At 59.2% G+C, this 24,977-nt stretch carries 25 protein-coding genes; 17 read left to right on the top strand and 8 right to left on the bottom strand.

Features of this window, described 5'->3' with window-relative positions:
- Positions 1 to 14 precede the first annotated feature (14 nt).
- Together Q1K31_RS14550 and Q1K31_RS14545 are read right to left on the bottom strand one after the other, a co-directional pair.
- Positions 15 to 701 (bottom strand): DsbA family protein, encoded by a 687-nt coding sequence (locus Q1K31_RS14550; RefSeq protein ID WP_300381050.1) that lies wholly within the window; start codon positions 699 to 701, stop codon positions 15 to 17.
- Entirely contained in the window at positions 698 to 1,504 is an 807-nt protein-coding gene (locus tag Q1K31_RS14545; RefSeq protein ID WP_300381047.1) for a TlpA disulfide reductase family protein, read from the bottom strand. The genes Q1K31_RS14550 and Q1K31_RS14545 overlap by 4 nt, the downstream gene beginning before the upstream one ends.
- 85 nt (positions 1,505 to 1,589) lie before the next feature.
- Here Q1K31_RS14545 and Q1K31_RS14540 point away from each other — a divergent pair, with 85 nt between their 5' ends.
- The gene (locus Q1K31_RS14540) at positions 1,590 to 2,249 is read left to right on the top strand and encodes a winged helix-turn-helix domain-containing protein (RefSeq protein ID WP_367187595.1); all 660 of its coding nucleotides are present in this window, start codon (positions 1,590 to 1,592) and stop codon (positions 2,247 to 2,249) included.
- Positions 2,246 to 3,574: an ATP-binding protein gene (locus Q1K31_RS14535; protein WP_300381042.1), complete on the top strand. Its 1,329-nt coding sequence runs from the start codon at positions 2,246 to 2,248 to the stop codon at positions 3,572 to 3,574. Before Q1K31_RS14540 ends, Q1K31_RS14535 begins: the two co-directional genes overlap by 4 nt.
- A gap of 283 nt (positions 3,575 to 3,857) precedes the next feature.
- Here the strand turns inward: Q1K31_RS14535 and Q1K31_RS14530 are convergent, their stop codons facing one another.
- Positions 3,858 to 3,995 carry a hypothetical protein gene (locus Q1K31_RS14530; RefSeq protein ID WP_300381039.1) on the bottom strand — a complete coding sequence of 46 codons (138 nt, stop codon included), beginning with the start codon at positions 3,993 to 3,995 and terminating at the stop codon, positions 3,858 to 3,860.
- Between the two features lie 227 nt (positions 3,996 to 4,222).
- On the bottom strand, positions 4,223 to 5,278 hold the full coding sequence (locus tag Q1K31_RS14525; protein ID WP_300381036.1) for a site-specific integrase: 1,056 nt from the start codon (positions 5,276 to 5,278) through the stop codon (positions 4,223 to 4,225).
- A gap of 110 nt (positions 5,279 to 5,388) precedes the next feature.
- Here Q1K31_RS14525 and dusA point away from each other — a divergent pair, with 110 nt between their 5' ends.
- Both dusA and Q1K31_RS14515 read left to right on the top strand, forming a co-directional pair.
- A complete protein-coding gene (gene dusA, locus Q1K31_RS14520) occupies positions 5,389 to 6,390 on the top strand; it encodes a tRNA dihydrouridine(20/20a) synthase DusA (protein ID WP_300381033.1) in 1,002 nt (333 codons plus the stop codon).
- A complete protein-coding gene (locus tag Q1K31_RS14515) occupies positions 6,390 to 7,214 on the top strand; it encodes a sulfite exporter TauE/SafE family protein (protein WP_300381030.1) in 825 nt (274 codons plus the stop codon). The genes dusA and Q1K31_RS14515 overlap by 1 nt, the downstream gene beginning before the upstream one ends.
- On the opposite strand, the gene Q1K31_RS14510 is transcribed toward Q1K31_RS14515, so the two are convergent.
- Positions 7,201 to 7,737 (bottom strand): TIGR02281 family clan AA aspartic protease, encoded by a 537-nt coding sequence (locus tag Q1K31_RS14510; RefSeq protein WP_300381027.1) that lies wholly within the window; start codon positions 7,735 to 7,737, stop codon positions 7,201 to 7,203. The two genes, Q1K31_RS14515 and Q1K31_RS14510, sit on opposite strands and share 14 nt — an antisense overlap.
- Positions 7,734 to 7,946 carry a DUF1289 domain-containing protein gene (locus Q1K31_RS14505; protein WP_300381024.1) on the bottom strand — a complete coding sequence of 71 codons (213 nt, stop codon included), beginning with the start codon at positions 7,944 to 7,946 and terminating at the stop codon, positions 7,734 to 7,736. The genes Q1K31_RS14510 and Q1K31_RS14505 overlap by 4 nt, the downstream gene beginning before the upstream one ends.
- Positions 7,947 to 8,055: 109 nt before the next feature.
- On the opposite strand from Q1K31_RS14505, the gene Q1K31_RS14500 reads away from it, so the two are divergent.
- The 9 genes from Q1K31_RS14500 (at position 8,056) to Q1K31_RS14460 (ending at position 18,555) form a co-directional block, all read left to right on the top strand.
- Entirely contained in the window at positions 8,056 to 9,060 is a 1,005-nt protein-coding gene (locus tag Q1K31_RS14500) for a nicotinate-nucleotide--dimethylbenzimidazole phosphoribosyltransferase (protein ID WP_300381021.1), read from the top strand.
- Positions 9,061 to 9,185: 125 nt separating this feature from the next.
- A complete protein-coding gene (locus Q1K31_RS14495; RefSeq protein WP_300381019.1) occupies positions 9,186 to 10,382 on the top strand; it encodes an acyl-CoA dehydrogenase family protein in 1,197 nt (398 codons plus the stop codon).
- A gap of 116 nt (positions 10,383 to 10,498) precedes the next feature.
- Entirely contained in the window at positions 10,499 to 11,656 is a 1,158-nt protein-coding gene (locus tag Q1K31_RS14490) for an acyl-CoA dehydrogenase family protein (protein ID WP_300381016.1), read from the top strand.
- A gap of 155 nt (positions 11,657 to 11,811) precedes the next feature.
- Positions 11,812 to 12,609: a crotonase/enoyl-CoA hydratase family protein gene (locus tag Q1K31_RS14485; protein WP_300381013.1), complete on the top strand. Its 798-nt coding sequence runs from the start codon at positions 11,812 to 11,814 to the stop codon at positions 12,607 to 12,609.
- 63 nt (positions 12,610 to 12,672) lie between these two features.
- Positions 12,673 to 13,059 (top strand): RidA family protein, encoded by a 387-nt coding sequence (locus tag Q1K31_RS14480; protein ID WP_300381010.1) that lies wholly within the window; start codon positions 12,673 to 12,675, stop codon positions 13,057 to 13,059.
- Positions 13,060 to 13,151: 92 nt separating this feature from the next.
- Positions 13,152 to 13,442 (top strand): putative quinol monooxygenase, encoded by a 291-nt coding sequence (locus tag Q1K31_RS14475; RefSeq protein WP_300381008.1) that lies wholly within the window; start codon positions 13,152 to 13,154, stop codon positions 13,440 to 13,442.
- A 24-nt stretch (positions 13,443 to 13,466) separates the two neighbouring features.
- Complete coding sequence (locus Q1K31_RS14470; protein ID WP_300381005.1) at positions 13,467 to 14,903, top strand: MFS transporter; 1,437 nt, start codon at positions 13,467 to 13,469, stop codon at positions 14,901 to 14,903.
- 73 nt (positions 14,904 to 14,976) lie between these two features.
- Complete coding sequence (locus tag Q1K31_RS14465) at positions 14,977 to 16,443, top strand: Do family serine endopeptidase (RefSeq protein WP_300381002.1); 1,467 nt, start codon at positions 14,977 to 14,979, stop codon at positions 16,441 to 16,443.
- 72 nt (positions 16,444 to 16,515) lie between these two features.
- Positions 16,516 to 18,555, top strand: a complete 2,040-nt coding sequence (locus Q1K31_RS14460) for a S9 family peptidase (protein WP_300380999.1) — start codon at positions 16,516 to 16,518, stop codon at positions 18,553 to 18,555.
- A gap of 53 nt (positions 18,556 to 18,608) precedes the next feature.
- Here the strand turns inward: Q1K31_RS14460 and Q1K31_RS14455 are convergent, their stop codons facing one another.
- Positions 18,609 to 19,460: a TauD/TfdA family dioxygenase gene (locus Q1K31_RS14455; protein ID WP_300380996.1), complete on the bottom strand. Its 852-nt coding sequence runs from the start codon at positions 19,458 to 19,460 to the stop codon at positions 18,609 to 18,611.
- A 74-nt stretch (positions 19,461 to 19,534) separates the two neighbouring features.
- On the opposite strand from Q1K31_RS14455, the gene Q1K31_RS14450 reads away from it, so the two are divergent.
- The 4 genes from Q1K31_RS14450 (at position 19,535) to Q1K31_RS14435 (ending at position 24,247) form a co-directional block, all read left to right on the top strand.
- On the top strand, positions 19,535 to 20,119 hold the full coding sequence (locus Q1K31_RS14450; protein WP_300380993.1) for a hypothetical protein: 585 nt from the start codon (positions 19,535 to 19,537) through the stop codon (positions 20,117 to 20,119).
- Between the two features lie 9 nt (positions 20,120 to 20,128).
- Positions 20,129 to 21,436, top strand: a complete 1,308-nt coding sequence (locus tag Q1K31_RS14445; RefSeq protein ID WP_300380991.1) for a replication-associated recombination protein A — start codon at positions 20,129 to 20,131, stop codon at positions 21,434 to 21,436.
- Between the two features lie 71 nt (positions 21,437 to 21,507).
- A complete protein-coding gene (locus Q1K31_RS14440; protein WP_300380988.1) occupies positions 21,508 to 22,851 on the top strand; it encodes a dipeptidase in 1,344 nt (447 codons plus the stop codon).
- 22 nt (positions 22,852 to 22,873) lie between these two features.
- Positions 22,874 to 24,247 (top strand): Na+/H+ antiporter NhaC family protein, encoded by a 1,374-nt coding sequence (locus tag Q1K31_RS14435; protein ID WP_300380985.1) that lies wholly within the window; start codon positions 22,874 to 22,876, stop codon positions 24,245 to 24,247.
- On the opposite strand, the gene Q1K31_RS14430 is transcribed toward Q1K31_RS14435, so the two are convergent.
- Positions 24,244 to 24,951, bottom strand: a complete 708-nt coding sequence (locus Q1K31_RS14430; protein WP_300380982.1) for a dienelactone hydrolase family protein — start codon at positions 24,949 to 24,951, stop codon at positions 24,244 to 24,246. The genes Q1K31_RS14435 and Q1K31_RS14430 overlap by 4 nt on opposite strands.
- Positions 24,952 to 24,977: the final 26 nt, after the last annotated feature.

Genomic DNA, 24,977 nt, shown 5'->3' with positions numbered 1-24,977 from the left:
GAGCTGTGAACTGATCAATCATTGCTAGACTCGCTTTCCGTACGCACCGCTTCGATTGCATTTCTCAACATGGCCTCATCGACGGCTCCTGGAATACGATTGGATCCAACAAGAAGGCCGGGCGTGCCCTGAAAGCCTAACAACGCGGCTTGGGCGCGCGTACGGTCCAGAAGCGCATCGATTTCATCGCTATGGGTCTGCATATCTGACTCCAGCTGTTCCCAATCGACACCAGCCTCGTCAGCGGCCTGGCGGATTGTGGCCTGTGTAAAGCTGCCGCTGGAGGTCATCAGAGCATCATGGAACTCCAAGTGCATGTCCTGATACTGGGAGGCTATTGCGGCCTTGGCTGCCCGATCGGAGGGACCGCCAAAGATTGGCCAGTCACGATACACGACACGCACCTTGTCATCACTTTCGAGAACACTCTCAATTGCCGGATGCATCCTCCGGCAATAAGGGCACTGGTAGTCTGAATACATGACAATGGTGACGTCGTAGTTTTCAGGCTCGACGGTCGGGGCGAGTGGATCATTCTGGATGTCGGCAAGAATACGTTTCTGATCGCTGTCGGGGGTGCCTGCCTCTTCCGTGCTTTCCTCCGCCGTTGCCGGAGAAGTCATCGGCATCTCGGTCGCGAGGTAGAGGCCGGTGGCTATAAAAGCTGCAGCACCAGCACCAACAATGTGTGTTCGTTTCATCGGGTCTTCTCCAGTTTCCTGATCTGTTTCTTGAGTGCGGCGCGGGAGATTTCGCCGGTGTGTATGTGAGTGACCATGCCGGACTGGTCGACGAAGAAGGTCGTTGGGAGGACGGGTGAAGCCGTCACGGACTGTAGGCTGTAATCGGGATCGCGCCACACAGCGCCGGTATCGAAGCCCTTCCGGTCGAGATAGCGCCGGATCGTGTCCAGTGTCTCTCCCTGGTTGGCGAGAAGAATGGGCACGCTCGAGGTCGAAGCAACATCGACCAGCATGGGCATCTCCCGCTGGCAGGGAGGACACCATGTCGCCCAGAGGTTTACAATGAATGGCTGGCTTTCCAACGTGTCGAGACTGACTTGGTTGCCGTCCAGGCTGGTTACGGTTAGGCCCTTCGGCAGCGGTTTTGGCTCGGCGGCAAGCAAGGCCGCATTGGTAATGCTGAAGGTCAGTGCCAGAACGGCAATTGCTGCTGTCAGCATCAGGCTGGCGCGATGCAGCCCCTGGAAGAGCAAAAGCGCGCCAGCTGCCGCTATTGCGCCCGGCCAGAGCAGAAAACCACCCTGCCAGATGGCTGCTATCGTCCAGGGGTCAACAGCGAATGCGGACCAGTTGAGCAACACATAAGCGAGCCGCGCAACGCCGACACCTACAAGTAGGCTTATCCAGACATGTGTCGACAGCTTGCTATTGCTGCGCCGCGACAGGAATTCAGAAAGTACGAGCAATATCAGGATCAGGCCAAGTGCCAGGAGCCTGTCATACGTCAGGACGAAAGGGCCTATGTTTAAAGTACCGGTCACATGGTCTCCATCTGCGTCTGTCCTTAAGGGGAGCTTATCCCCGCCTTAAGGCTGCTTTAAGGTCCACGAAGTCTTGGAAATCATGATGCGCTTACTCGTTGTTGAAGATGATGAAATTCTGCAGGACGGCCTTGTTGAAGGGCTAAAGCTTGATGGCTTTGAAGTGGATCTTGTTGGGACCTGTGAGGCGGCAGATGCGGCCGTTCTGGCCTCCAGTCATGATGCTATCATCCTTGACATCGGTTTGCCTGACGGCTCAGGCCTTGAGCTTCTGAAGCAGTGGCGGAAACGTGGTGTTGAGCTGCCGATACTACTTCTTACGGCACGAAACCTGATCGACGAACGCATCAGCGGTCTCGATAGCGGTGCGGATGATTATCTTGGAAAGCCCTTCGCTCTGGCAGAACTGTCTGCGCGGTTGCGAGCACTGCTTCGCCGATCTCATGGGCGTGCAGAAGCGGGCATCGAGGTTGGCAGTCTGTTCATAGACGAAGCCGGCAAGCAAGCACGCCTCGATGGTGTTCTGGTGCCGCTCTCGCGACGCGAGTTTGCGATTTTGCAAACCCTTGCAGGTCACCCCGGCCAGGTATTCTCCAGGCACGAACTGGAAGACCGGATATATGGATGGCAGGAGGAAGTCGAAAGTAACGCGGTCGAGGTCCACATTCATCACCTGCGATTGAAGCTTGGGCGCAAGTGGGTCGAGACGGTGCGGGGGCAGGGCTATAGGATAGCTATACCATGAGGTCACTTAGGGGACGGCTTTTCGTACTGGTCACCCTCGCCACCACGCTTGTCTGGACGCTCGCCGCAACCTGGACAATCGTCTCGACGCGTGAGGAGGTTCAGGACGTACTCGACAGCAGGCTTCTCGAAGCAGCGCGGATGGTGGCCGCGCTCAATCTCGGTCCGCGCCGTGATGCCTCCGGTGTTCAGGATCTCTCTTCCTATTCGCGTCAACTCTCCTGTCAGATCTGGACACTTGATGGCGCCTTGGTGGGGCGGTCCGCCGGAGCTCCTACGCGTCCACTTGCTGTCGTTGAATCCGGCTTCAGTGAACGTGTTATCGAAGAGGAGCGGTGGCGCATATATACACATATTGACACTGAACGTGGTCTTCGCGTGATGGTGGGGGACAAGCTGCGCGTGCGCCGGATGTTGTTGCGCGACATGCTTGCCGGACTATTGCTGCCGGCAATCGCAGGCCTGATTTTTCTGGGCGTCATGATCTGGTTCAGTATTGCGAGGGGACTGCGCCCGGTTCGCTGGCTTGCAGCGGCGATCGAGGAGCGCTCTGCCGATGATGCCGCCGAGATTGCTGTTGGGAAGGTTCCGGCGGAAATCGAACCCTTGGTGAACGCCATGAACCGGCTTTTCTCGCGGCTTGAAGCCGCTCGCAGGTCCGAGCGGGATTTTGTGGCCAATGCAGCACATGAACTGCAGACGCCGCTGGCGGGACTGAAGGCCCAAGCTGAAGTTGCGGCCCGCACGAGTGACCCGGATATGCGACGGTCAGCGCTCGTGCGAATTTCAAGGGCCGTGGATCGAACTGGCCGACTGGTCAGGCAGCTGCTTGTACTGGCGAGACTACAGGATAAAAAAAGCTATACCCCCGTAGGCGAAGTCAGCCTGGACAGCCTCTTGGGAGAAATCCTGGACGACTGGCATCCATTGGCTCAACAGCGCGATGCCGTTCTCAATATGAAGCAACCTTGCAGCTATTGCCTGTGCGTAGACCCGGATCTTTTGAGGCTTGCCATCGGAAATCTCGTTGAAAATGCGATTATCTACGGGGGATATGGCCAGACTGTTAGTATTCGCTGTCGTGCGGGAAGCCGTTTCGAAATCCATATTGAAGACAGCGGTCCAGGCATTGCGCCAGACAAGCGTAAAACGTTGAGAAGGCGTTTTGAACGTGGTTCTTCCGCAAGTGAGACGGGAACGGGGCTCGGTTTTTCAATTGTAGAGACCGCTCTCGAAGCATTGGACGGGCATCTTGAGCTGATGCACAGCCAAGCTGGTGGGCTTTTGGCCGTTATCAGTCTTCCAAAATCGATAATTAGATCGTGAATACTTTGCTGCAGGTCCATTGCTCGTGTACCTTGCATCTTGGAAAACGACCTGCCCTGGTCAATGCGGCAAACGGGATATAGACCGTGATGAGCTGGTCGGCGTGATACTTAAGATGTCCATTGTTCTGATCATCGTTACGCCTGCCTGCTTCCTTGGCAAAAGAATGTGTACATTCTCGGCAATGCGGTCATTTAGAAGGACGTGATAAAGGTATCGGCTGGTTCTGATGGTAATCATCACCGCCACCGTTTAAATTTTCAGTCGCGGTTTCGTCAGGCGCCTAGCGTTCCGTCCCGTCTGCACCATCTGGAAAGAAGAAGTCGCTCGGATAGTTGCGATCGATGCGCTTGGGAATGTCGACAATCGAGGTTGATGTGACGAGATTCCTGCCTCTTATCTTCTGATAACGAGAGATCATGATCGAGTTCGAGGCGCGCAGCCAAATAAGGAAAGTTCGTTGTTTTGAACCGGCGAGTATAATCGAATTTGTTTAGGGGGATTAGCCGAAACCAGTGGCAGTACTCCAAGGAATCTATTCAAGTATTCGATTTTAAATAGAAAATCTCTCCGCCCGCCGAGTGGGAATGATCTATTATCACTTAGTCCCGCTGCTCTACTGCGTATGACGCTAGTACGTTTCAGAGATTAAGAGCTTTTGTCCCCCAAAGCGACAATCGAGTCTGCCGTGAGGTGCGTATATCGCTTCAGCATTTTCCAATCCTTGTGCCCGGTCACGAGCGCGACCTGCTGGATTTCCAGACCAGCCTCGAACAGACGGCTTGTCGCCTCGTGACGAAGGTCGTGGAAGTGGAGATTGTCAATTCCCAGGTCGGCGCAGGCGCGGCGGAAAGCGGTGCCGACGGTCCGGGGATTGTAGGGGAAGACCCGTCCGATGTTGTTATTATGCCGGCGCTGCTCATTTATGAGGGCCCAGCCATCATATCCCGTCAGGTCCACAAGTGGCACTTTCTGATGATTGCCATCCTTCTGTCTCGGATCTTTGCGATCGCGCACGGTTACAATCCGCCGCCTCATATCCACGTCATCCCATTCGAAGGAGCAAATTTCGGACTGGCGCATAGCCGTTGCGACAGCGAAACGAACGATCCGGCTCATCGGAGCCAAGTAACGAGTGTTGGCATCGAAAAATGCAAACAGCTTATCCAGTTCTTCCTGCGTTGGTCTACGGTCTCGCTCACGGCTTTTGCCGATCAGCCCGAGCCGATTGAGAGCGACCCTGGCAAGCTGGACTTCTTCTACGGGTGTGTGAACGCCGTGAACGGCCTTGGCATGAAGAAGAATGGTTTTCAGATAGGAGATGTCCATGCCAATGGTCGACGGACCGGCGCCTTCAATAGACCGATGGCGTCCAAAATCGACAATCGTCTCCCGGTCGATCTGGTTAATCCGGATATGACCGATATCCTGCTTGAGTTTGTTCAGCGAGTAGGATTTCGAGCGACGCAGGGGCTTGCGGGAGTCGTACATGTCCGCAATGTGGAGGTCGACGAGATCGGTAAGGGTATTGAGATGTCTGGGACGGGTTTTGGAGACACTTTCGCCGCGGTCGATGCGCCGCTCCATGTCGACCGTCCACTGTCCGGCGTCACGACGGCGTTTGAAGGTCCTGGACACGTAGCGTCCATTACGCCGGACCTGGGCCCGCCAGTTTCCGGAAGGAAGTTTAACAATCGTCGCCATTTCGTGTGCGCTCCGTGTGCACCGAGAGATCAAAACCGGTACAATCGTGTGCAAATTCATCCAAAAAAGTGCACACGTTCTCGATTTAGTCCACTGAAGTTACTGAAAAAATGCATATAAATCAACCCTATAGATTTTCCATTGCGCCTATGATGGACTGGACGGACCGTCATTGCCGGATGTTCCATCGTTCCCTGTCGGAACAGGCGCTCTTGTGGACGGAGATGGTCACGGCCGATGCGGTGATCCACGGCGATCGCGAGCGTCTCATCGGGTTCAGTGAAGACGAGCATCCGGTGGTGCTTCAGCTTGGCGGCTCCGACCCGCAGAAGATGGCCGAGGCCAGCCGGATTGCGGAAGAGTTCGGCTATGATGAGGTCAATATCAATTGCGGCTGCCCGTCCGACCGGGTGCAGTCCGGCCGGTTCGGGGCCTGTTTGATGCAGGAGCCGGCGACGGTCGCAGCATGTGTCACGGCGATGCGCGAGGCGGTTTCCATACCGGTCACGGTGAAGTGCCGGGTTGCCGTTGATGAGGACCCGCCGCGCGAGACGCTGTTCGGTTTTGTCGATCAGGTGGCTGATGCGGGCTGCGAGGTGTTTACTGTCCATGCCCGCAAGGCCTGGCTTTCCGGCCTCAGCCCGAAGGAGAACCGGGACATTCCGCCGCTTGATTATGGCCTTGTTGCAGACCTGAAGGCCGAGCGTCCAGACCTTTCCGTTATCCTCAATGGCGGCATCAAGACCATGGCGGAAGCCGAAGCTCACCTGGAGACGTTCGATGGTGTCATGCTCGGACGGGCCGCTTATCAGACGCCGGGGCTGCTGACGCGGGCTGACAGGCTGATCGGGACCGGGACCGGGGATGATGCCATCGAGATGTCAGACTGCCTGGCCGCGCTTGCATCCTATCGTCCGTACATGGCCAGGCAGCTCGACAACGGTGTGAAACTGTCTTCCATGACGCGTCATATGCTGGGCCTTTTTGCTGGCCAGCCGGGCGCGCGGGCCTGGCGGCGGACCCTGTCGGAAAAGGCGGTGAAGACCGGGGCAGGGCTTGAGGTGCTTGATGAAGCGCTCGAGCATGTTGCGCCTGAAGCTGTAGCTGCCTGATGGCTGATTTTCTCGCTCAGTATGGCGTCCTGATTGTCTCGCTCATCGTTGCCGGTGGTGTCGCCGGGCTGGCCGCAGGCCTCTTCGGCATTGGCGGCGGGGCGATTATCGTCCCTGTGCTCTATTTCCTGTTCACCGCGCTCGGCTATGGCGAAACGGCCATGCATGTCGCTGTGGCAACCTCACTCGCGACGATCATCCTGACATCGGTCCGCTCTGTCATGGCGCACAGCCGCCGCGGGGCGGTCGACTGGGCGATCATTCGGGGCTGGGCGCCATGGATCATGCTCGGCGCCGTCCTCGGCCAGCTCATCGCCGGCTTCGTTTCCAAGGACGGGCTGACCTTCTTCTTCGGTGCGATGTTGCTCATCCTCGCCATGCAGCTCTATTTCGGCCGGCCGACCTGGAAGCTGGCCGAGGACCTTCCCAAGGGCACACCGCGTATCGGCCTTGGAGGTATGCTCGGCGCGCTGTCGGCCATTATGGGCATTGGTGGCGGCACGTTTGGGGTCAGCCTGATGACGGTCTGTGGCCGCCCGATCCACCAGGCGGTGGCAACAGCAGCCGGTTTCGGCGTGGCTATCGGTTTTCCCGGCGCCATGGTGGCGGTTGCGAACGGCATCGGACGCGATGGCCTTCCACCGTTTTCCATCGGCCACGTCAATGCCCCGGCCTTCCTCCTGATTTCGACATTCACTGTCACAATGGCGCCGCTCGGTGCGGCCCTTGCGCACAAGCTAGATGCGGCATTGCTCAGAAAGCTGTTCGGTGTGCTTCTGGTCGTCGTGTCTGCGCGAATGATCTGGAAGACTATTGCCGGATGATCAGCCGGTCACCACGAAATTCGTAGGAATAGAGCTCACGCAGGAAACTCATGCCAAGCAGGGACTGGGAGAGGTCCTCACGCAGGACCATGGCATTGACCTTCTTCACGTGAACCTGGTTGATCTTGATGGAGTCGATGACGACGCTTGCGCCATAAGTTACCCCACCAGCCGTGCGTATCTCCCATTTATAGTCGAGGCGCTCCGGATCGAAGCCCATCTTGCGCGCGTCCTCCTGGGTCAGGGCGACTGTGCTGGCGCCGGTATCGACCATGAAGTCCACACTGGCCTTGTCGTTGACCAGCGTGCGGGCCCAGTAATGGCCGTCATCGCGGATTGACAGGACGGCCTGTCGTGACCGGCTCTTATCTTCAGCTTCAGGGGTCGCTGTGTTGACGGTCGCAGCAGGGGCGTCCGATGTCTCCTGTTGTGAGGCTCGTTCGAGTTCGGGGGCAACAAACACAGCTACGGCCCCTGCAACTGCGCAGGCGCTCAGCAACATCGAGATGATCCGCGCACTCATGCCGCAGGCCCGAGTTTGCCGAGCTTCTTCAGCCGTTCCATGCGCGCGTCCAGCTCTTCCATGACAGTCCTGCGGTCGGTGTCACTCAGCCCTGACCATCCGCCGATTTCCTTCAGCGTACGGCCACATCCCAGGCACAGCCCGGTCTGGCCGTCCACCGCGCAAACCTTGCGGCAGGGGGTCTCTATGGGTTTCACGCTTTTCTGCATGCTCTCCTGCATAGGGGCTCAATATGGTATTGATAGGAAAAAATCACGAATCTTTCATTGACTTCAATCGGTGTTTCAGGCGCTTTGCGCCAATTCTGAAGTGTGAGGTATGCCAGTGAGCGACGCAGCGTCTTCTGCAACGCCATTCGATGATGTTCGCGATCTGGCCATGCGCCGGGTCGAGCCTGACGAGGCACCGTCGAAATCCGTACGTGAAGCCCTGCTCGAGATGGGGCGTGAGGGCGATTTCGGCCGCTTGGGCGAGGCAGCCGAATGGCTGGCGCGCTGGCAGGGGCGTTATCCGCCGCGCATAGAGAATGCGACACTGGCCCTGTTTGCGGGCGCACACGGGATTGTCGGCGACAAGATTTCTCTCTCAAGCGATGCGAGCACGAAAACCCGGGTCGAGTCCCTGCGTGGCGGCAAGGCACCACTCTCGGCGATCGCGACACAGGTCGGGGCCAATATCCGTATTTTCGAACTTGCCCTTGACCAGCCGACAGCCGATTTCACCGAGTCTCCCGCCATGACCGAGCGTGAATGTGCGGCGACAATAGCCTATGGTTTCGAAGCGCTGGAAGGTCAGCCGGATGTCCTGGCCCTGGGGGTTCTTGGCGCTGGTATTGGTACATCGGCGGCGGCTGTTGCCTGCGCGCTATATGGCGGAACACCGGATTACTGGGTTCGTCCCGGCCCGCATACACCGCGTGAAGTCAGCGCGGCCCGTACTGAATTGGTAAATGCAGCCCTCAAGAAACATCGCGGGCATCTTGATGATCCGCTGGAAGCCCTCCGCTGTCTTGGCGGGCGTGAGCTTGCCGCCTGTGTCGGGGCTATCCTCGCCGCGCGCATCCAGTCCGTGCCGGTCGTCCTGGACGGTTTTGCCACAACCATAGCCGCCGGTGTCGTCCACGCCATCAATCCGAAAGCCGTGGCGCATGTCCTGCCGGGTCATGTGACAAAGCGACCCGCGCATGAGGCCGCTCTCGAACGTATCGATATGCGCCCGCTGCTGCCATTCGAATTCAATACCGGTGGCGGCATGGGCTCGGCCGCCGCGGTAGGCGTCCTGCAGACGGCCTGCGCGCCATTCCTGGGGCAGCCAGCCAGCTGACAGGCTGCCTGTAAGGGTGCCCTGCGACACAGTTTACGTTGACGTGCGCGTCAACTTGCTTTCATGCCTTCATGCAGGCACAAGGGCGGCAACAGACACAAAAAGACAATCGTGAGGATCAAGCCATGAATTTGGAATTCACCCCGGAGGAAGTCGAGTTTCGCAAGGAGGTCCGGGCCTTCATCGAGGAAAATTATCCCAAGCATCTCCGCGGCGTCGGTGCGCGTGAGGATCTCAGCAGGGATGACATGCTCGCCTGGCACCAGATTCTCGGTGAAAAGGGCTGGTCCGTGCCGTCCTGGCCAGAAGAATATGGCGGGACAGGCTGGACGCCGACCCAGAAGTATATCTGGTCGGAAGAAAATGCACGCATGGACACAATCATGCCGCTGCCTTTCGGTGTCTCCATGGTCGGCCCCGTGATCTACACGTTCGGCTCCGAGGAAATGAAGGCCAAACACCTGCCCGGTATCCGCGAAGGCAAGGTGTGGTGGTGCCAGGGCTATTCCGAGCCGGGCGCCGGGTCTGACCTCGCTTCTCTGAAAACCACAGCCGTTCGCGATGGTGACCACTATGTCATCAATGGCCAGAAGACCTGGACGACGCTGGCCCAGCATGCCGACTGGGGCTTCTTCCTCTGCCGGACAGACCCGAACGCTTCCAAGCCGCAGGAAGGCATCTCCTTCATCCTCGCCGACATGAATACGCCCGGCATCGAGGTGAAACCGATCAAGACCATCGATGGCGGCCACGAGGTCAACGAGACCTGGCTGACCGATGTGCGCGTGCCGGTCGAGAACCTTGTCGGCGAAGAGAACAAGGGCTGGACCTATGCCAAGTTCCTGCTTGCGCATGAGCGTTCCGGCATTGCCGGGGTTGCCCGGTCCAAGCGTGGCGTCGAACGCCTGCGCGAGATTGCCTCCACCGAGCTGCTTGAAGGCAGGCCGCTGATCCAGGATGACGAGTTCCTGCGTAAGATTGGCCAGCTGGAGATTGACCTCACCGCGCTTGAGTTCACCGAGCTGCGCACGCTCGCTGGTGAAGCGCAGGGCAAGGGGCCGGGGCCGGAAAGCTCCATTCTCAAAGTGAAGGGCACCGAGATCCAGCAGCGCCTGACAGAGCTGACGCTGGAAGCTGTCGGTCATTATGGCCATCCATATTTCCGCGGCTTCCCGGAAGACGGCTCCAACGAATTCCCGATCGGCCCGGAGTATGCCCACCAGGCAGCGCCGAACTATTTCAACATGCGCAAGACGTCGATCTATGGCGGCTCCAACGAAATCCAGCGCAACATCATCACCAAGATGATCCTCGGGCTCTAGGGCGCGCCGGAAACAGGTACGAAAACGACAATGAGGCGGCGGCATAGCGCTGCCGCTTCATTCGAGGACACAGCGAAACAATAAGGATGAACCCGGACGGCCGGGGAGGGAAACACATGGATTTCAATTTTTCAGAAGAACAGACAATGATCCGCGACAGTCTCGCGAGGCTGCTGCGCGATCAGTACGATTTCGAGACCCGCCGCAAGGTCGCCGAGAGCGATACAGGCTGGCGCCCGGAGATGTGGCAGCAATTCGCAGAACTCGGGCTTCTCGGCGCGGCCTTCTCCGAGGATGATGGCGGTCTTGGCGGCAACGCGATCGACTCCATGATCATCATGGAAGAGTTCGGCAAGGCGCTCGTTGTTGAACCCTATGTGCCAACCGTGGTCTGCGCTGGTGGTTTTCTCAAACACGCAGGCACGGCCGCCCAGAAGGAAGAACATCTCACCGCGATCATCGGCGGGGAAAGCGTCTTCGCCTTCGCCTATGCCGAGCCGCGCGGGCGCTACGACCTGCACGACCTCGAGACCACTGCCAGGAAAGATGGCGGCGGCTATGTCCTCAACGGCCACAAGGCAGTTGTCATCGGCGCACCATGGGCAAGCCACCTGATCGTGACGGCCCGCACATCCGGTGAACGCCGCGACAGGGATGGCATCTCGGTCTTCATCGTCGAGAAGGGCGCAGACGGCATCACCACACGCGATTACCCAACCGTGGACGGGCGCCGGGCTTCGGAAGTCTATTTCGAGAATGTGTCTGTGCCTGCCGACGCGATGATCGGAGAGGAGGGCAAGGCCCTGCCGCTGATCGAGCGTGTCGTTGATGAAGCCACAGCCGCTGTCTGTGCCGAGGCCACCGGCGCGATGGGCGTCGCTCAGACCATGACCGTGGAATATTCCCGCCAGCGCAAGCAGTTCGGCGTCGCCATCGGCAAGTTCCAGGTGCTCCAGCACCGCATGGTCGACATGTTCATGGAGCATGAGCAGTCCATCTCCATGACCTACATGGCCACCCTCAAGCTCGATGAAGACGATGTGGCCCGCAAGAAAGCTGTCTCCGGTGCCAAGGTGCGCATCGGCCAGGGCGGGCGTTTCGTCGGTCAGGAAGCCGTCCAGATTCATGGTGGCATGGGCATGACGGATGAGCTGGCCATCGGCCATTATTTCAAGCGCCTGACCATGATCGACAGCGAATTCGGCAATGTCGACTATCATATGCGCCGCTACACCGCGCTCAGTGGCGAAGGCCAGAAGGTCGCCGCCGAGTAGGGACCAGCTCTACAAGACGTATACCGAAAGCCCCGTCCTGCCCGCGTGCAGGATGGGGCTTTTAACTTTACGCGCTGGTCTCGACAGGCCAGTGCTCACCCTGTCATAGACATCGTCAGATCATTCACGAAACATCTTATCGGGAGCGCCCATCCATGTCCGTCATCAAACTTGAGAAATCCGGCCCCATCGCCACGCTGACGCTGACGCGTCCGGAGATGATGAACGCGCTCGGCCAGGAAGGCGATGGCACGGAAGTCGCCGCCGCCTGCGCTGAGATCGAGGCCGATCCGCAGATCCGCGTCGCCATCCTGACCGGCGAAGGCAAGGCGTTCTCGGCGGGTGGCGATGTGAAGGCGATGCGTGACAAGACGGGCGCTTTCGGCGGCAGCCCGAACGAGGTGCGCAATGGATATCGCCGCAACATCCATCTGGCGGTAAAGTCGCTCTACAATCTCGAAACCCCGCTGATTGCGGCGGTCAATGGTGCGGCCATCGGGCTTGGCTGTGATGTTGCCTGCATGGCGGATGTGCGCCTTGCTGCCGAGAAGGCGAAGTTCGGCGTGACCTTCCTCAAGCTCGGCCTCATTCCCGGCGATGGCGGGGCCTGGCTCCTGCCGCGCATTGTCGGCAATTCCCGCGCCGCCCAGCTTCTCTTCACAGGCGATGTCATCGACGCGGAAACAGCGAAGGAGTGGGGGCTCGTCTCCGATGTGCATTCCGGCGATACCCTGATGGAAGAAGCCAATGCGCTCGCCGGCCGCATGGCCGCCCAGCCGCCGCAGGCGCTGCGCCTCGCCAAGACCCTCCTGCGCCACGGCCAGAGCGCGTCCTATGAAACCATGATGGAATTCTCCGCCGCCTCGCAGGCGCTGATGCACGAAACCGAGGATCACATGGAAGGCGTCAATGCTATCCTCGAAAAGCGCACGGCGACATTTGAAGGGAAATAGCCTGTCCGGCGTGGCGGGAATCGCGGATAAATGGCGGGTCTTCTTTGCCTGGAAGGATCTGTCATGCCCTCGCACCGCCGCCTCATCTCGACCGGCTCTCCCTTCGAGGAGGAGATCGGTTATTCGCGGGCCGTGGTTCAGGGCGACTGGTGTTTTGTCGCCGGGGTCACCGGATATGACTATGCCACAATGTCCATGCCGGAAGATCCGGCCGCCCAGGCCGGGGTCTGCTTCGCCACAATCGGCTCTGTCCTGTCTGATGCCGGATTCCGGATGGAGGATATTGTGCGCGTCCAGTACACCGTCACGGATGCGGGCCTGCTGGATACGCTGAAACCGGTCCTCGGACACCATCTTGGTAATATCCGCCCCGCGGCGACCATGGTTGTGGCCGGCCTGATCGCGCCGGAAATGAAAATCGAGATCGAGGTCACAGCTTTCCGGGGATAATCCGCTCATCCGCCGCGACGTAAAGCCTTGTACAATGAATGTAGCTGGTTATTGTCATATTGATAAAGATATAAAGCATTGCGGAGGAATTCATGATCGGAGTTGTCGCCAAACTCACAATCGCCGAGGGCAAGAACGCGGAGTTCGAAGACATCGGCAAAGATCTGATGGCCAAGGTCAAGGCGAATGAGCCGGGCACGCTGACCTATCAGCTCTACAAGTCCAAATCCGATCCGCAGGTCTATATCTTCATGGAGCAGTACTCCAGCGAAGACGCGCTGAAAGCGCATGGTCAGACCGATTACTTCAAGGCGGCAGGGGCAAAGCTCGGCGCCTGTCTCGCCGGGCGCCCCGAGATCGAGCAGTACGACATCGTCGAATAGACCCCTGACGGAAAGCCGAATCTGATGTCCGAACCGCGTAAAGCCGGCTTTGGTACGAAGCTCGCTTATGGCGTTGGCGCTGCCGCCAGCGGCATCAAGGCCAACGGGTTCGACTATTTTGTCCTGATCTTCTACTCGCAGGTGCTCGGAGTGTCGGCACCGCTTGTCGGCCTGGCGTTGATGATCGCGCTGGTTTTCGACGCCTTTTCCGATCCACTTGTTGGCTACTGGTCGGACAATGTGAAGACACGCTGGGGGCGGCGGCATCCGTTCATGTATGTGGCCGCCGTGCCGGTCGCGCTTGCCTATTACTTCGTCTGGAATCCTCCTCAAGCGCTCACTGGCAATGAACTTTTCCCCTATCTCGTTGTCATTTCCATTCTGGTGCGCACGCTGATCACGCTTTACGAGGTGCCCAGCTCGGCTCTGGCGGCAGAATTGACCGACGATTATGACGAGCGCACCTCCTATCTTTCCTACAGGTATTTCTTTGCCTGGATGGGGGGGATTTTCGTGGCGTTTTTCGCCCTTCGCTATCTGTTGACCGCGACCGAGGCCGATCCGAGCGGCTTTTTCAATGTCGAGGGCTATAATACCTACGGTTTGCTGGCGGCGTGCATGATTGGCGGCGCCATACTTATCAGCGCACTCGGCACGCACTCACACATCCCGCATCTCAAACCTTCGCCGCCCCCGCGCAAGATGACGCCGCTGACGATCATGCGCGAAATTGCAGAGACGGTCGCTTCGCGTTCTTTCGCCGCACTGTTTGTCGCGGCTTTCTTTGGTTTCCTCGCCAGCGGGATTGCATCTTCGCTGAACTACTACATCAACGGTTTTTTCTGGGAATTCACCACAGATCAGACCTCGCTGCTGACCTTTTCGGTCTTCCTCTCGGCTTTCATGGCGCTTTTCATCTCGCCAATCGTGTCGAAAACGATCGGCAAGAAGAAGGGAGCGATCATCGTCGGGGCGATCGCCTTCACGATGACCCCGGCACCAGTGTTTCTACGCCTGATAGGCGTCATGCCCGATAATGGCACCGATCTGCTTTTCGGCATTATAATCGTCACCAGCATTATCGATACGGCCCTGATCATCACGACACAGACGCTGATGGCCTCCATGATTGCCGATATCGTGGAAGAAAGTGAAGTGCGGACAGGCCGGCGCTCGGAAGGTATTTTCTTCGCCGGAATCAGCTTTATCCGGAAACTGGTTTCCGGGGTGGGGATCATGATGGCCACGTTCATCCTGACCCTGGCAAGCTTTCCCGATAGCGCCCAGCCCGGCCAGGTATCGGATGAAGCCGTATTCCGTCTCGGGGCCTGGTATGCGCCATGCCTGTTCTTCATCTGGGTGGCAATGATCTGTTCACTCATGTTCTATCGCATCAATCGTGATGTTCATGCCGAAAACCTGGAGACGCTGAGGTCACGTGCTGCCCCGGAAGCTGACTGAATTGTCATCGCCTGCCCGATTGCACTCATGAGCGCGCCGCAATAGAGCCATTTTCATGATGCAAACCAACACCATGACCCGACATGTTTCCAAGCTTCTCCTGCTGAGCCTGCTTGCCGTACTTGCCTTGCTGGCCGTGGTGTTCAGCCCACTCTTTCCGGCTGGCGGTGCTGATGCCCAGGACAAGGTCTCGCCAGAGGAGGCGAGCAGTTTCTTCACCCCAGATAAACGTGTGCCGCAGAGCCGCGCCGAGCTTGAGCTTTCCTATGCTCCGCTCGTCAAACAGGTCTCGCCAGCCGTGGTGAACGTCTATTCCAAGAAGGTGGTGCGCCAGAGCGCGTCCCCTTTCGCGAATGACCCGGTCTTCCGGCAGTTTTTCGGTACTCCCCGTGAACGGGTTCAGAATTCGCTCGGCTCCGGTGTCATCGTTTCCGATGACGGCGTGATCGTGACCAACAGCCATGTCGTGAAAGATGCCGATGAGTTGCTTGTGGTGCTGTCAGACCGGCGGGAATACGCAGCCGAACTGATCCTCTCCGATGAGCGCACAGACCTTGCCGTCTTACGTATAGATACCGAGGGCGAACCCCTGCCGACGGTTAATTACGCCGATACGCGCGATACCGAAGTCGGTGACATTGTGCTGGCTATCGGCAACCCGTTCGGTGTTGGCCAGACGGTGACGACAGGCATCATCTCCGCGACCGCGCGTACCGATGTGGGCGTGTCGGACTATTCCTTCTTCCTGCAGACCGATGCGGCCGTGAACCCTGGCAATTCCGGAGGGGCACTGATCAATACGCAAGCTGAGCTGGTCGGTGTGAACACCGCCATCTTCTCGCGCTCGGGCGGATCGAACGGGATCGGCTTTGCCATCCCCGCCGAGATGGTGCAGCGCGTGGTTGATGCGGCTGTGAACGAAGGCCGTATCGTGCGTCCCTGGCTTGGGCTGAAAGCTCAGTCGGTGACCTATGATATCGCCAAGTCACAAGGGCTCGACCGGCCTGTCGGTGTCATGGTCAGCGAAGTTTTTGACGATGGCCCGGCTGACAAGGCCGGCCTGTCGCGCGGCGACCTCATCACCGAGATCGACGGGCGGGAAGTCTTTGATGAAAATGGCCTGAAATTCCTTGCCGCCACGCGGTCCCCGGGTGAGCGCTCGGAACTCAAGGTCCTGCGGGGTGGTGATTCAGAAATCGTGAAGGTCACGCTCGCCCCGCCACCGGGGGCGACCAAGGCAGAGCTTGAAGTGCTGGATGGGCGTCACCCCTTCTCCGGCGCCGAGGTGGCTGAACTGTCACCGCGCCTGGCCGAGGAGATGGGGCGTGACCCGTTTGCGAGCGGTATCCTCGTGACCCGTATCCTGCGCGGCGCCTATGCCTGGCAGATCGTGCGCCCCGGAGACCTGATTGTCGCGATCAATGACACTGCCATCAAGACCATGGACGACCTGCAGACAGCGCTGGACGCCGACACCTCGGCCTGGGCGATCGAAATCGACCGGAATGGCCGGCGCATCAGCGGCACAGTGCGGCTCTAGGTCCTGTCCTCTCTCGCTATCCTGAAAAATGGCTGCTAGCCTTTGCGGCAATTCAGATTGTGAGAGGGATTCATGGATTTGAGATGGACACTCGCGCTTGCCGCGTCCGGGCTGGTCATGGCGTGCGCGACGAATGAGACACCTGCGGAGAAGGTTGAGGACTCCACGGTCACCTCACCGCAGGAAGAGATCAAGCGCATGCCGGAACCGGACGCAGAATCTGCGGCGCTGCCGGCCCCTGACACGGTGAAGCAGTATCCGGCAGCGCTTTTCCACCAGACCACGAGCTATAATCTCGGCGCCTCCAACGGCTTTATCTTCTCCCATGATGATGGCGATCTTCTTGCCTCCACGGACAGGACAGGCATCTTCAACGCCGTTACCCTGAACGCGGCCGGCAACGTCACCCCGCTAACCGAGTCGGATGATGACGCGGTCTATGCCCAGTCCTTCTTCCCGCAGGATGACCGCGTGATCGTCACCTCTGACACGGGCGGCAACGAGATATATCATGTCTATGTCCGCGAGGCCGACGGCACGCTGACCGATCTGACCCCTGGCGAAGAAGTCCGTGCGCGGTTTCTCGGCTGGCGCGACGATGGCGAGGTCTTCTACGTCCAGACCAATGAGCGCGATCCGGAGACCAATGATCTCTACGCCTACAGCGCAGATGACTATTCCCGCGAGATGATCTTCGAGAATGATAGCAAGGAAATCGCCGACATCTCCCCGGACGGCCGCTGGCTGGCGCTGACCAAGGAGCGCACCAATGCCGACTCCAATATCTATATTGTCGATTTCGTGGCCGGAGATCACAAGCCACAGCTGATTACCGAGCATATGGGCGACATTGCCTATGGTGTTTACGACTTCACCGCCGACAGCGAACGCCTGATCTATGCCACAAATGAGTTTGGCGAGTTCAACCAGGCCTGGACATACGGTCTGATCAGCGGCGAGCGTAGTCCACTCATCGAGGCGGACTGGGATGTCTCATATGTCTTCGACAGCCCGGCGGGGCGCTACCTTGTCTCTGCCATCAATGCGGATGCGACAACCGAGCTGACGATCAAGGACAATCAGACTGGTGAGACGGTCGAGCTGAAGAATATCCCTGATGGCGAAGTCGGTCAGGTCCGCTTCAACCGTGACGAAAGCTCGATTGCCTTCGGGGTGAACACCGATACATCACCGTTCAATCTGTACACGGCCGATCTTGAGACCGGGCAGGCGACGCGGCTGACCAATGCACTGCCCGCGAAGATTGATGAGGAAGATCTCGTGAGCGCCGAGATCGTGCGCTATGAGAGTTTCGACGGTGTGAAAATCCCGTCCGTCTTCTACAAGCCGAAGCAGGCCTCCGCCGACACTCCGGTCCCGGCACTGGTCTGGGTGCATGGCGGTCCCGGCGGGCAAAGCACACGCGGCTACTCCGCCACCATCCAGCACCTCGTCAATCACGGCTATGCGGTGCTGGCGGCCAACAACCGCGGATCGTCCGGCTACGGAAAGACCTTCTTTCACATGGACGACCAGGATCATGGCGGCAAGGACCTCCAGGACATCGTCGAGGCACGGACATATCTCGAAGGTGTTGAAGGCATCGATCCAGACAGGATCGGCATCATCGGCGGCTCCTATGGCGGCTTCATGACGGCTGCCGCCATGACCTTCGAGCCCGAAGTGTTCGATGTCGGTATCGACATTTTTGGTGTCACGAACTGGGTACGGACGCTGGAAAGCATCCCGCCATGGTGGGGCGCGTTTCGCGACGCGCTCTATGACGAGATGGGCGATCCGGCGACTGACAAGGAACGCCTGCGCAGCATTTCCCCGCTATTCCATGCCGAAAACATCGAAAAGCCGTTGCTCGTCATTCAGGGGGCGAACGATCCACGTGTACTGCAGGTGGAAAGTGACGAACTGGTCGAAGCGGCTCGTGTAAATGGGGCGACGGTGGAATACATCGTCTTCCCCGATGAAGGCCACGGCTTCCAGAAGCGTGAAAACCGCATCACTGCTTCAGAAGCCTATGTCGATTTTCTCGACACCTATCTGAAGGGCGAAGCGCCGGAAGCGACAGGCGGCATACAGGAAGCCTCGGCAGAGTAGGGGACATTCTCCGCCATCCCGGACGCGCCTAGCGCGCTCCGGGGGGCGGCCTCTTACGCCGCCACGCGCTCACGCGCACCGATGGTCGTGCGGTGGAGCAGGCGGTCATGGCCCTGATAGCCGCCAGTCGCCATATGCAGGCAGGAGCGGTTGTCCCACATCAGCAGCATATCCGGCTGCCACTTGTGGCGGTACTGGAATTCCGGCCGTGTCTGCCAGCGATAGAGCTCCGTCAGCAGGGCAAAGCCTTCCTCTTCGCCCATGCCCTCAAAGCCGATGATATAGCCTGCACACCCGAACAGGCCCTCCTCGCCTGTCTCCGGGTGTTTGCGAATGAGGGGGTGGCGCTGGGTCGCCATGGCGTCATCAGAGGAGCGGATGTCCATGCTGCGCCCGGCATCATTTTCGCCATATAGCCCCTTCGCGCTGTAGCCATTGCGCGCGGAATGGATCGCCACCTTGCCTTCGAGTTTTTCGCGCAGCTCATCAGGCATCTCGGCCAGTGCCTTGTGCTGATTGGTAAAAAGTGTGTCGCCGCCCACGGGCGGGATGGTGATGCCATAGAGGCAGGTCCCTGCGGGCGGGGTTTCCTGAAAGCTCCAGTCGGTGTGCCAGGTCTCTGCGAAGACCGGCCCGGTCTCCTCGGCGGTGCGTTTCACGGCAATGATATGCTCGCGGCCCGGAATAGGCGCGATGAACGGGTCCTCGCCGAACGGGCCGAAATACTGCGTGAAGCGTTCGAGGTCGTCATCGCTGAGTTTCTGGTCCGGAAAGGCGAGCACGTGATGCTCCAGCCAGGCGGTGCGGATCTCTGCGATGGTCGATTCATCCAGCGGTGCCGACAGGTCGAGACCGCGTACGCTCGCGCCACAAGCCTGCCCGCTTGTCGTGATGGTTAGGGTCATTCTTGTGTCCTCCAGAAGACATTCTACCATGGGTCGGCGGACAAAACAGTATTGTCTCTTCAAGAGGAAGAAATATGACGACTTGGATAGGCTTCGTTGCTGGCATCGCTCTCATCATTGCTATCGTTGCGATGGAAAAGTTTTATCCAGCGACGGTCACCAGACTGTTTGGGCCGAAGACCCTTAGCGATGGTAGGAAAATCGCGCGCGTCAGTAAGGCTTGGTGCATTTTCTGTGTCGTATGTGGCGCTTTGGTGCTTGGTGCCGCGGTGTTCGGTTTTGTGACCTTTTTGCCCAAGGACGATATTATGGGTGCCTTGGTCATTTTGCCGGTCACATTACTGTTTGGTCTGCCGATCCTATTCTTCCTCAAGGCTCTCACTACGGACTTATACACCGTCTACTGGGATGAAGACGAGATTAGCGGGCCATCCGAGATCCGCGCCCTTGGCTGGAAGGCTACCCGAACCACAATCGCGATGAATGATATTAAACGGCAAGGCCATTCCCTCTGGTTTTCCTACATTGAGAGCGTCGATGGAAAGCGTATCCATTGGACTGGATATCATTGGGGGCACACGCACCTCGAAGCGCACATCAAGTCCCATATTCCCGACGACGTAAAGCGGAACCTTTTCAGTCGGCTCATGAAGCTCTAACCCACGCTCATGAGCGATCTCTTCTCCGCTTCCGGCATGGCCGATGACGCCCCGCGTCCGCTGGCTGACCGGCTACGTCCCGCGCAACTCTCCGATGTCGTCGGGCAGGATCATCTGCTGGGCCCCGACGGCGCGCTCGGGCGGATGCTGAAGACGGGCCGGCTGTCCTCAATCATCTTCTGGGGACCGCCCGGCACGGGCAAGACGACCATTGCGCGCCTGCTGGCCGAAGAGACCGATCTTGCTTTCGAGGCGATCAGCGCAGTCTTTTCCGGCGTGAAGGATTTGCGCGCGGCCTTTGACCGGGCCGAGAACAGGCGTTCGACGGGCAAAGGCACGCTGCTCTTCGTCGACGAAATTCACCGCTTCAACCGTGCCCAGCAGGACGGCTTCCTGCCCTTCGTCGAGGCGGGGATTGTCACCCTCGTCGGCGCGACGACCGAAAACCCGAGTTTCGAGATCAATGGTGCGCTTCTCTCGCGCTGTGCGGTGCTGACGCTGAAACGGCTCGGGCCGGATGCGCTCGGTGAGTTGCTCACCCGCGCGGAAAAACTCGAAGGCCGCAAACTGCCGCTGGAGCCGCGCGCCCGTGAAGCGCTGATCGATATGGCCGATGGTGATGGGCGCTACATGCTGAACCTGGCCGAGCAGGCGTTTACGCTCGCCGATGAAGGCAAGGCACTCACCGCCGGGGCGCTGTCCGAAGCGCTCCAGAAGCGCGCACCGGCTTATGACAAGGACCGGGAGGAGCACTATAACCTCATCTCTGCCTTGCATAAGTCCGTGCGCGGCTCGGACCCGGATGCGGCGCTCTACTGGCTGGCGCGCATGATCACCGGCGGCGAGGACCCGCTCTATCTCGCCCGGCGGATTGTCAGGATGGCGAGCGAGGATATCGGGCTGGCCGATCCAACCGGCCTGATGATCGCGGCTGAAGCAGCGCGCACTTATGAACGTCTCGGCAGCCCGGAAGGCGAACTTGCACTCGCTCACGCCGTCGTCCATCTCGCCACCGCGCCGAAATCCAATGCCGTCTACACCGCCTGGAAGGCGGCCCAGCGTTCGGCCAGGGCCACCGGCTCGCTGATGCCGCCCAAACACATCCTCAATGCCCCGACGGCGCTTATGAAGGATGAGGGGTATGGTGACGGTTACAATTATGACCATGATGCCGAAGAAGGCTTCTCCGGACAGGATTACTTCCCTGATGGCATGGAACGCGAAAACTTCTACCAGCCAAAGGGCGAGGGCAGGGAAGGCCCGATTGCCGAGCGGCTGAAACGCTGGGCGGAGCTGCGCAAGTCGCGCCAGTCCTGAGCCGGTGCGATTGCCCTTGCGCCCAGACTCTGCTCGTATCGGGCAAAACACATCATATGGAGCTTAGCCTCATGAAAATTCGTCTCATGGCCAGCCTGCTGGCCGGCGTGAGCCTCTTCGGTCTCACGGCATGCCAGGAACACCACGGCGAGAATGGCAGCAAGATTATCCCGCAGGCCACAGCGCAGCAGTCATCTGAAGAAGCCGATGTGCCTGCCGCACAAAGCGGACGCGCGGTCGAGACAGAGACAGGCGAAATCCATAACGATATGCTTGTCATGGATACCCACCTCGACACACCCGCTTACTTCCATACCCAGGAATACGATTTTTCGCAGCGCCAGAGCTTCGAGGAAGACGGAACGCATGTCGATCTGCCGCGCATGAAAGCCGGTGGCCTTGATGGCGGGTTCTGGGTGATCTTCACTGCGCAGGGGCCGCTTGATGACGCCTCCTATGATGCGGCCCGCAATAGTGCCGTCCTGCGCCAGATGGCGATCCGCGAACTGGCGGCGAAGTATTCTGACGAGGTTGAGCTGGCATTTACCGCGGATGATGCCCAGCGCATCGCTGATGAGGGCAAGCGCGTCGTCTATCAGAGCATGGAAAATGCCTATCCGCTCGGCACGGACATCTCCATGCTCGAAACCTTTTACATTGGCGGGCTGCGCATGGTCGGCCCGGTGCACTTCCGCGACAACCAGTTCGCCGACAGTGCGACGGATGTTTCCGGCGAAGAGTTTGGCGGACTCTCTCCGCTGGGCGAAGAACTGGTGCAGAAGGCCAATGAACTCGGCATGATCCTCGACGGTTCACACGCTTCCGACGAGACAGTCTATGACATGATCGAGGTCTCCGAGACGCCCGTTATCCTTTCACATACGGGTGTCGATGGTGTGTACGACCATTATCGCAACATTCCCGACGAGCTTCTCACGGCTGTGGCAGACGATGGCGGCGTCATCCAGATCAACGCCTACGGCTCCTATCTTGAAGCGCTTGAACCAAGCCCTGAGCGCCAGCAGGCCATGAATGAGCTGAAGGCGGAGTATGGCGATGATTATTACGACATGGATGAAGAGACCCGCGCGGCCTACAGCGAGGCGCGTGATGAAGTCGATGCGCAGTATCCCGAGCCGCGTTCGACCTTCGACAAGTTCATGGAACACCTGCTCTATGCGCTGGAGCTGGTCGGTCCGGACCATGTCGGCATGGGCGCCGACTGGGATGGCGGCGGCGGTGTCGAGGGGATGAGCGACATCACCTTCCTGCCCAAGGTTACCGCGGCCCTGCTCGAGGCGGGCTACAGCGAGGAAGAGATCGAGAAGGTCTGGAGCGGCAACATGCTGCGCCTCCTGCGCGCCGCCGAGGAAGCCCGCACTTCGGAACTGACCTCTCCCGGCGTGCTGAACTAGTGCTCGTGGCAGGCGGCGCGTCATGACAGCGGGAGACTGGCTCACCATACTGCCGCCTGTCGTGGCGCTCGCCATCGCGGTGTGGACGCGTAATGTCTACATCGCGCTCGGGATTGCCATCTGGCTTTCGGAAACGCTGGTAAGTTCTTTCAATCCGGCACTTGGCCTTACGGGCGGGATTGAGCGCGCCGTTTCTGTGTTCGGGGATGCGGGCAATACGCGCATCCTCCTGTTCTGTCTCATCATTGGCGCCATGATAGAATACATGCGCCGCTCCGGGGGCATCTCCGGCATGGTGGACTGGCTGATACGCTCCGGGGCCGCCCGCACGCGCCGCCGGGCGGGTACGGTGACGGCGCTGACAGGTACGATCATCTTCGTCGAGACCAATATCAGCCTGCTTGCGACCGGCATCATGGGCAGGCCGCTCTTTGACCGGCTGAAGATGAGCCGCGAACGGCTGGCCTATCTCATCGACTCCACCTCCGCGCCGGTCAGTGTGATCATCCTCCTGAATGGCTGGGGGGCCTATGTCCTCGCCCTGATCTCCGGATACGGCTTCGACAACCCGCTGCAGATCCTGATCGGGACAATCCCCTTCAATTTCTATGCGGTCCTGACCCTGATCGGTGTCTACCTCACCGTCTTCACGGACCGCACGATCGGCCCGCTCAAGACCCGCGAAGCTGAAGTGCAGGAAACGGGCGGTGCGGAACCAGGTGAGGCAGAGGCCCCCGGCCGGGCGATGGACATGGGGCTGCCCGTCGCCGTTCTGGTGCTCGGCGCGCTCGGCTTCATGGCCTGGACCGGTGGGGGCAACCTGCTGCAGGGCTCCGGCTCAAAGTCCATCCTCTGGGCGATCTGTATCGCGACTGCGGTTGCGGGCATTCTGCTCTGGCGGTCCGGGCGTGAAGAGAAAGGCTCCCTGATCCAGACTGGCTTCAAGGGCATGGGCGAACTTCTGCCCGCTGTTACCGTTATTTTCCTCGCCATTGTACTCGGGGCAAGCCTCAAGGCGCTTGGCACGGGCGAGGTTCTTGGCAGCCTTGCTGCCGGCTTTCCGCTCGCCTGGGCACTGCCGGCGATTATCTTCATCGTCGCCGGGCTCACATCTTTCACGACAGGCACCAGCTGGGGCACTTATGGCATTCTCGTACCGGTCGCCATTCCGTTGGCACTGGGCGCAGGCGTGCCGCCCTCCCTGGCGCTGGCGGCAGTGCTCGGTGGCGGGGTCTTCGGGGACCATTGCTCCCCGATTTCCGACACCTCGATCATCGCGAGTCTGGCGGCGGAATGTGAGCTGATCGAGCATGTGCGAACACAGCTGCCCTACGCCCTGATTACAGGCGCAGGGGCTGTGATGCTCTATCTGGTCGCCGGTCTGGTGACCGCTTAGCCGTAAAGTTCGCTGAGGAAGTCCTTCAGCGATGCCAGAGAGCGGCGTTCGGCATCCTTGTTATAGACAGTGCCAAAGTCCGGATCATTGGCGTCCGGATTGGTGAAGGCGTGGGCGGTGCCACCATAGGCGTGGAGCTGCCAGTCGGCTCCGGCCTTTGTCATTTCCTTGCTGAAGGTGAGAACCTCTTCCGGCGTGGCCATCGGGTCGTCCCAGCCATGCAGGACAAGCACTTTCGTATCGGTTTTCTTGCCATCGGTATTGCCCGGCGCGCCGAGCAGGCCGTGGAAAGAGGCAACCCCCTGGACCTCCATTCCAGCGCGCGCCATGTCCAGCACGCAAAGCCCGCCAAAGCAGAAGCCGATCGCGGCAGCCTTGTCGCAGCCGGATTCCTTCTGAGCGGCTTCAAGACTGAGCTGGAGACGGTTCTGGAGTTCCTCGCGATTGGAAACCAGCGGTTCGATCAGGGCCTGACACTCTTCCTTGGTCTCGCCGCGCTTGCCAACGCCGAAGACGTCGACGGCAAAGCCCGCATAGCCCCATTCAGCCATCAGCTTGGCTTTCTCATGATCGAATTCGCTTTGCCCGCCCCAGGCGTGAACAATGACGACAACGGCTTTCGGTTTGCCGTCCGGCATGGCGAGAAAGCCTTCATAGTTCTGGCCGCCAGCTTCATATTCGAGCGATTTCGTTGAGATACCCATTATCGGAAAAACTCCCTTTTGTGTGC

This window comes from Henriciella sp. (genome assembly GCF_029936995.1).
Taxonomy (GTDB): Bacteria; Pseudomonadota; Alphaproteobacteria; order Caulobacterales; family Hyphomonadaceae; genus Henriciella.
The sequence above is the reverse complement of the archived record's forward strand: the minus strand, read 5'-3'. Positions and strand labels throughout refer to the sequence as shown.

Bases quoted from the DNA above. Each gene is read 5' to 3' on its own strand.
- Q1K31_RS14485 (WP_300381013.1), top strand. From the start codon at position 11,812: ATGTCCGTCATCAAACTTGAGAAATCCGGCCCCATCGCCACGCTGACG.
- Q1K31_RS14510 (WP_300381027.1), bottom strand. From the start codon at position 7,737: ATGAGTGCGCGGATCATCTCGATGTTGCTGAGCGCCTGCGCAGTTGCA.
- Q1K31_RS14455 (WP_300380996.1), bottom strand. From the start codon at position 19,460: ATGACCCTAACCATCACGACAAGCGGGCAGGCTTGTGGCGCGAGCGTA.
- Q1K31_RS14435 (WP_300380985.1), top strand. From the start codon at position 22,874: ATGACAGCGGGAGACTGGCTCACCATACTGCCGCCTGTCGTGGCGCTC.
- Q1K31_RS14460 (WP_300380999.1), top strand. From the start codon at position 16,516: ATGGATTTGAGATGGACACTCGCGCTTGCCGCGTCCGGGCTGGTCATG.
- Q1K31_RS14475 (WP_300381008.1), top strand. From the start codon at position 13,152: ATGATCGGAGTTGTCGCCAAACTCACAATCGCCGAGGGCAAGAACGCG.
- Q1K31_RS14490 (WP_300381016.1), top strand. From the start codon at position 10,499: ATGGATTTCAATTTTTCAGAAGAACAGACAATGATCCGCGACAGTCTC.
- Q1K31_RS14550 (WP_300381050.1), bottom strand. From the start codon at position 701: ATGAAACGAACACACATTGTTGGTGCTGGTGCTGCAGCTTTTATAGCC.
- Q1K31_RS14505 (WP_300381024.1), bottom strand. From the start codon at position 7,946: ATGCAGAAAAGCGTGAAACCCATAGAGACCCCCTGCCGCAAGGTTTGC.
- Q1K31_RS14525 (WP_300381036.1), bottom strand. From the start codon at position 5,278: ATGGCGACGATTGTTAAACTTCCTTCCGGAAACTGGCGGGCCCAGGTC.
- Q1K31_RS14480 (WP_300381010.1), top strand. From the start codon at position 12,673: ATGCCCTCGCACCGCCGCCTCATCTCGACCGGCTCTCCCTTCGAGGAG.
- Q1K31_RS14440 (WP_300380988.1), top strand. From the start codon at position 21,508: ATGAAAATTCGTCTCATGGCCAGCCTGCTGGCCGGCGTGAGCCTCTTC.
- Q1K31_RS14500 (WP_300381021.1), top strand. From the start codon at position 8,056: ATGCCAGTGAGCGACGCAGCGTCTTCTGCAACGCCATTCGATGATGTT.
- Q1K31_RS14445 (WP_300380991.1), top strand. From the start codon at position 20,129: ATGAGCGATCTCTTCTCCGCTTCCGGCATGGCCGATGACGCCCCGCGT.
- Q1K31_RS14530 (WP_300381039.1), bottom strand. From the start codon at position 3,995: ATGATCTCTCGTTATCAGAAGATAAGAGGCAGGAATCTCGTCACATCA.
- Q1K31_RS14495 (WP_300381019.1), top strand. From the start codon at position 9,186: ATGAATTTGGAATTCACCCCGGAGGAAGTCGAGTTTCGCAAGGAGGTC.
- Q1K31_RS14450 (WP_300380993.1), top strand. From the start codon at position 19,535: ATGACGACTTGGATAGGCTTCGTTGCTGGCATCGCTCTCATCATTGCT.
- Q1K31_RS14535 (WP_300381042.1), top strand. From the start codon at position 2,246: ATGAGGTCACTTAGGGGACGGCTTTTCGTACTGGTCACCCTCGCCACC.
- Q1K31_RS14515 (WP_300381030.1), top strand. From the start codon at position 6,390: ATGGCTGATTTTCTCGCTCAGTATGGCGTCCTGATTGTCTCGCTCATC.
- Q1K31_RS14430 (WP_300380982.1), bottom strand. From the start codon at position 24,951: ATGGGTATCTCAACGAAATCGCTCGAATATGAAGCTGGCGGCCAGAAC.
- Q1K31_RS14470 (WP_300381005.1), top strand. From the start codon at position 13,467: ATGTCCGAACCGCGTAAAGCCGGCTTTGGTACGAAGCTCGCTTATGGC.
- Q1K31_RS14540 (WP_367187595.1), top strand. From the start codon at position 1,590: ATGCGCTTACTCGTTGTTGAAGATGATGAAATTCTGCAGGACGGCCTT.
- dusA (WP_300381033.1), top strand. From the start codon at position 5,389: ATGCATATAAATCAACCCTATAGATTTTCCATTGCGCCTATGATGGAC.
- Q1K31_RS14465 (WP_300381002.1), top strand. From the start codon at position 14,977: ATGACCCGACATGTTTCCAAGCTTCTCCTGCTGAGCCTGCTTGCCGTA.